Below are 4253 nucleotides of genomic sequence, written 5' to 3' on the forward strand. Positions count from 1 at the left end.
TGTGGTTGGGCCCTACCACGAGGAAGGTGTGCAGGCTCGTGAGCAGGTCCGCCAGCACCGAGTTGCACAGCGCGCTGAACGCCGCCCACAGCCCCAGCGGCAGGAACAGCGCCGGCAAGAGCACGAAGCAGAAGGCGGCATAGGGCGCGTAGCACTTCGCCACCAGCTCCCACCGCTCGGCTCGCGAGAGTGCAGAGCCCTCCCGTCGGCCCTTGCGGCGCAGCGCGCTCAGCGTCTCCGGCGCGTAGTAGCTGGCCCGCCACGTGAGCGCGAGCAGCCCCAGCAACAGGTAGCGCAGGACCAGCGGCCGGCGCGTATCGCGCAGCGTCCCCTCAGCGTTGCGCTCGAGCAGATCCGGATCCGCCGCCTCACCCGTGTGTGAATGGTGGAGGACGTTGTGCTCGAAGACCCATGCCTCCGGCAGCATCCAGTCCAGCCAGTCGAGGACGCGGCGCCTTCCACGTGCGAAGCCCTTGCTGGTGCGGGCTTCGGGCAGGCCTGGCACCCGGTCATATCCGCGGTGCCCCACGTGGTGCATGAGCAGCCAGCGCGTGGAGCGCCCCAGGCTCAGCGCCGCAGCGCTCAGCGGATTCGGGGCCAGCCAGCAGGTGGCCAGCCCCAGCAGTGTGGCCAGCCGACCCCAGCGCTCGATCTTGCGCAGGTGCGTCGCGTCCGCTTCCCCCAGCGAGGCGTCCATCTGCTCGCGGAGCTCCTTCAGCTCTCGCTGGAAGCCCTCCAGGTCCACGGTGGAAGGAACGAAGATGCGCTGGGGATCAGACATGTGAGAGCTGGCTCGGTGAGAGTCGGCCGCGGAGCCTACCAGTGCTTCCTTCAGACCTGCTCGGGGTCCTCCTCACGGAGGCGTGGAATGCACTCGAACTCCGGGAGCTTGCCGCGAAGGTCGCGGTAGAAGGCTCGCACCTGGTCCATGTCTGCCCGCACATCCCCGGTGAGGGGCAGCAGGGGCCCCAGCCCCGCGACCTTCCGCCCGAAGTCCAGAAAGCCCATGCCCACCGGCACCTGGGCGGCGCGAGCAATGTGGTAGAAGCCGGACTTCCAGTACTCCACCTTCTTGCGCGTCCCCTCGGGTGAGATGCCGAGGACGAGCTCCTCCGCCTGCTGGAAGCGCTCCGCCACCTGCTCAACCATGCTGTGCCGCGATCTCCGATCCACGGGGATGCCGCCGAGCGCCCTCATGAACCCGCCGAAGGGCCCCTCGAAGAGGGTGTGCTTCCCCAGCCACGAGATGCGCACTCCGAGGACGTACGCGGTCGCAATCATGAAGGGCAGGTCCCAGTTCGAGGTATGGGGCGCGGCGATGAAGACGAACTTCCGTGTCGCCGGCAGCGCTCCCTCGACACGCCAGCCAAAGACCCCCATCCAGATCCTGCCCATCCAGTACTGGATCCTTCTCCACATCTCTAGAGCTCCTCGATCCTCAGCGCGAGAGGGCGTCCAGGCGCTTCTTCGTGAGCTCCAGGTACTTCGGATCCAGGTCGATGCCCGTGTAGCGCCGGCCCAGCTTCAGCGAGGCCACGCCCGTGGTGCCGCTGCCGTTGAACGGGTCCAGCACCGCCGCGTCCTCGGGAGTGCTCGCCTCGATGATGCGCTCCAGCAGCGCCACCGGCTTCTGCGTGGGGTGGCTGCCGAAGGCCTTCTCCTCACGGCGCGGAGCGATCTGCGTCCACATCCGCCCGGAGCCGTCCGCCGTCAGCTCCTCCTCGCCCGTGCGCGGCAGGTTCCACACATCCCGCATCTGCTTGCCGCCGTTCTCCGCCTTCATCCGCGCGTAGTTGAACGTGTGCTGCAGCGTCTTCGTCTGCCGCGGCGACGCCCAGATCAGCAGCTCCGTGGAGTGCGTGAAGTACCGGCACGACAGGTTGGGGCTCGCGTTCGGCTTGTACCAGGTCACCGTGTTCAAGAGCTTGAAGCCGAGCTTCTGCATCGCGAAGCCCACGTTGAAGATCACGTGCTGGGTGCCGCTGACCCACAGCGTCCCCGTGGGCTTGAGCAGCCGCTGGCACGCCTTCAGCCACTCCATCGTGAAGCGGTGATCCTCCTCCACCCCGCGCGACACGTCCCACTCGCCCTTCTGCACCGAGGCCCGCTTCCCGCTCTTGCAGGTGAAGCCGCCGTTGGACAGGAAGTACGGCGGATCCGCGAAGATCAGATCGAACTGCTGCTCGGGGAACTGGTTCATCAACTCCAAGCTGTCGCCCTGATACAGCCGGTACGCCTCGCCCTTCGCGAAGGGGACCAGGGAGCGCTCGGCAATCTTCAGGGCAGTGGCTTCCGCGGACATCTCGCCTCCGTGCACGTCGTTGAACGTGGCGGAATGTGGAGCCACTTGATTGCTACGTCCAAATTTCGATCTGTAGCACGTGAAAACTTGACCGCTGAAACGCCGCGAGCAGGGCCGGAGCGCTTCCTGAGAAGCCCTCCGTCACCCTGCTCGACGGATACCGCGGAATGAGAGACGGCGTCGCTACGCCTTCGCCTCGTCCTTCTTGCCCTTCTTGCCAGCAGCCGGAGCCACGGGAGCGCCCTCGGCGGCGGCGGCAGCGGCAGCGGCCTCCTTCTCCTTGGCGGCGTTGGTGGCGGCGTACTTCTTCCGGAAGCGGTCGACACGGCCCGCCGTGTCGAGGAGCTTGTACTTGCCGGTGAAGAAGGGGTGGCAGTTCGAGCAGATTTCCACGGAGAACGAGCCGCGCGTGGACTTCGTCTCGACGCTATGGCCGCACGCGCAGGTGATGCGGGCGGGCGGATAGACCGGATGCAGATCCTGCTTCATGGTGACATCTCCAGTACGCCTTGCCCCTACCCACCCATGGGTAGGAGGTCTGGCGGTTGGGGTGGCCGGCGCTTATAACGGCGCGCCGGGTACGACACAAGCCCGCCCTCGCTCAATGGTTGTGGCCGTCGTGCCCCGCTCCCGGAGGCTCGAGCTTCTCCACCAGCTTCTGGACGGTGGGATCAGATGGGACATCCGCTCCCAGCTGGGAGTACGACAACAGATGCGTCCGGGCTGAACCCGTTGCGTCCGCCTTGGACGCTTTCTGCAAGGTCGCCCGCCGGGACTCGAAGGTAGCGACCGTCTCCTCGAGTGCCTTCCGGGCGGCCCCATCCTTCGTCGTCGCGAGGCGCTCCTTGGCCCGCGCCAGGTTGGCCTCGATGTTCTTCAGGCTCGTCTGGGCCTGGCCCGCGGTGGAGAGATCCAGGAAGGCCCCTGGGCCGTCCACGGACAGTTCCAGGCGTGCCAGCTGGCGCCCGCGCTCTCCCGGAGGAATGAAGGTGGCCAGACCATCCTTGGAGGCGATGCCCGGACCGCGGCCCTCATGGGACTGGACGACGAAGTCCACGCCCTCGCCCTGCTGAGCCAGCCGGCGCGCCAGGTCGTACGGCACCGCGGCGAGCACCACCACCACATCCACCTTGTCCTTCTCGCGCAGGCGCTTGGCCTCCGCCAGCACGGCGTGGAGGGCAGGCTTCCCCTGGGACTCTGGCAGCGCGCCCTCGGGAGACACGCCCACCACGCCCACCTTCAGCGCGCCCGCGGTGAGCACCGTGGAGGACGGGAACACCGCCTTGCCCGCCTTGTCCACGAGGTTCGCGGACAGGAGCTTCATCTTCAGGCCCTTGGCCCCACTCCGGACGAAGTCCAGCCCGAGCGTCAGGTCGCGCGCGCCCACGGCCATGGCCGAGGTGCCCAGCGCATCCAACTGCTTGAGCAACAGCTCCGCGCGCGGCTTCTCGTTCGCGTCTCCGGTGCTGTTGGGGAACTTGAAGAGCGCATTGCCCGCATCCAGCACGAGCACCGGCACGCCCTTCTCACGCTCGCGCGCGATCACGGTCTTTCGTCTGGCCAGACCGCCAGACGGGTTGTGGATTCAACCACAGGGGGCGATCTCGCCCCCGTTGTCTCCCGTGAAGAACAGCACCGCCTTCTTGGGCGCCGCGCCGGCCACGAATGGCACAAGCAGCAGCGCTAGCGCGGCCAGCGCCAGGTGTCGCAGTCTCATTTGCTTCCCTTCTTCGGCGCCGCTGGAGCCGGCGCGGGTTTCGGGGTGGCCGGAGCGGGCGCAGGCTTCTTCTTCGCCTTGTCCAGCTCCGCCAGCCGGGTCTTGGCCGTCTTCGCCGCCTCCGACTTGGGGAAGCTCTTCACGAGCTCCTCCAGCGCCAGCCGCGACTCCTCCGTCATCTTCAGCTTCCCGAAGCAGTCCGAGGAGCGCAGGTAGGCCTCCGGCGCGGACGGT

At 67.4% G+C, this 4253-nt stretch carries 6 protein-coding genes and 1 pseudogene; all 7 read right to left on the bottom strand.

Translation table 11 applies throughout. The annotated features are described in order from the left end of the window. A partial coding sequence (locus VD972_RS35580) for a fatty acid desaturase (protein ID WP_324993266.1) occupies window positions 1-781 on the bottom strand: 781 nt, incomplete at its 3' end. A 50-nt stretch (window positions 782-831) separates the two neighbouring features. Then, window positions 832-1395 carry a lysophospholipid acyltransferase family protein gene (locus tag VD972_RS35585; RefSeq protein WP_324993267.1) on the bottom strand — a complete coding sequence of 188 codons (564 nt, stop codon included), beginning with the start codon at window positions 1393-1395 and terminating at the stop codon, window positions 832-834. Window positions 1396-1438: 43 nt separating this feature from the next. Beyond that, the gene (locus tag VD972_RS35590) at window positions 1439-2302 is read right to left on the bottom strand and encodes a DNA-methyltransferase (protein WP_324993268.1); all 864 of its coding nucleotides are present in this window, start codon (window positions 2300-2302) and stop codon (window positions 1439-1441) included. A 273-nt stretch (window positions 2303-2575) separates the two neighbouring features. Further along, window positions 2576-2791 (bottom strand): annotated as a pseudogene (gene rpmE, locus VD972_RS35595) (50S ribosomal protein L31); the annotation flags it as partial. Window positions 2792-2903: 112 nt separating this feature from the next. Beyond that, window positions 2904-3815, bottom strand: coding sequence for a 5'-nucleotidase (locus tag VD972_RS35600; RefSeq protein WP_324993270.1), 912 nt, complete (start codon window positions 3813-3815; stop codon window positions 2904-2906). Window positions 3816-3887: 72 nt separating this feature from the next. Further along, complete coding sequence (locus tag VD972_RS35605) at window positions 3888-4019, bottom strand: hypothetical protein (protein WP_324993269.1); 132 nt, start codon at window positions 4017-4019, stop codon at window positions 3888-3890. Beyond that, window positions 4016-4253, bottom strand: a 238-nt coding sequence (locus VD972_RS35610) for a tetratricopeptide repeat protein (RefSeq protein ID WP_414654184.1), incomplete at its 5' end; no start/stop codon positions are given. The genes VD972_RS35605 and VD972_RS35610, both read right to left, overlap by 4 nt.

The sequence above is a fragment of the Hyalangium sp. genome (genome assembly GCF_035629615.1).
GTDB lineage: Bacteria > Myxococcota > Myxococcia > Myxococcales > Myxococcaceae > Hyalangium.

Excerpts from the sequence above, each read along its gene's own strand:
- VD972_RS35590 (WP_324993268.1), bottom strand. The coding sequence starts at position 2,302 with ATGTCCGCGGAAGCCACTGCCCTGAAGATTGCCGAGCGCTCCCTGGTC.
- VD972_RS35585 (WP_324993267.1), bottom strand. The coding sequence starts at position 1,395 with ATGGGCAGGATCTGGATGGGGGTCTTTGGCTGGCGTGTCGAGGGAGCG.
- VD972_RS35605 (WP_324993269.1), bottom strand. The coding sequence starts at position 4,019 with ATGAGACTGCGACACCTGGCGCTGGCCGCGCTAGCGCTGCTGCTTGTG.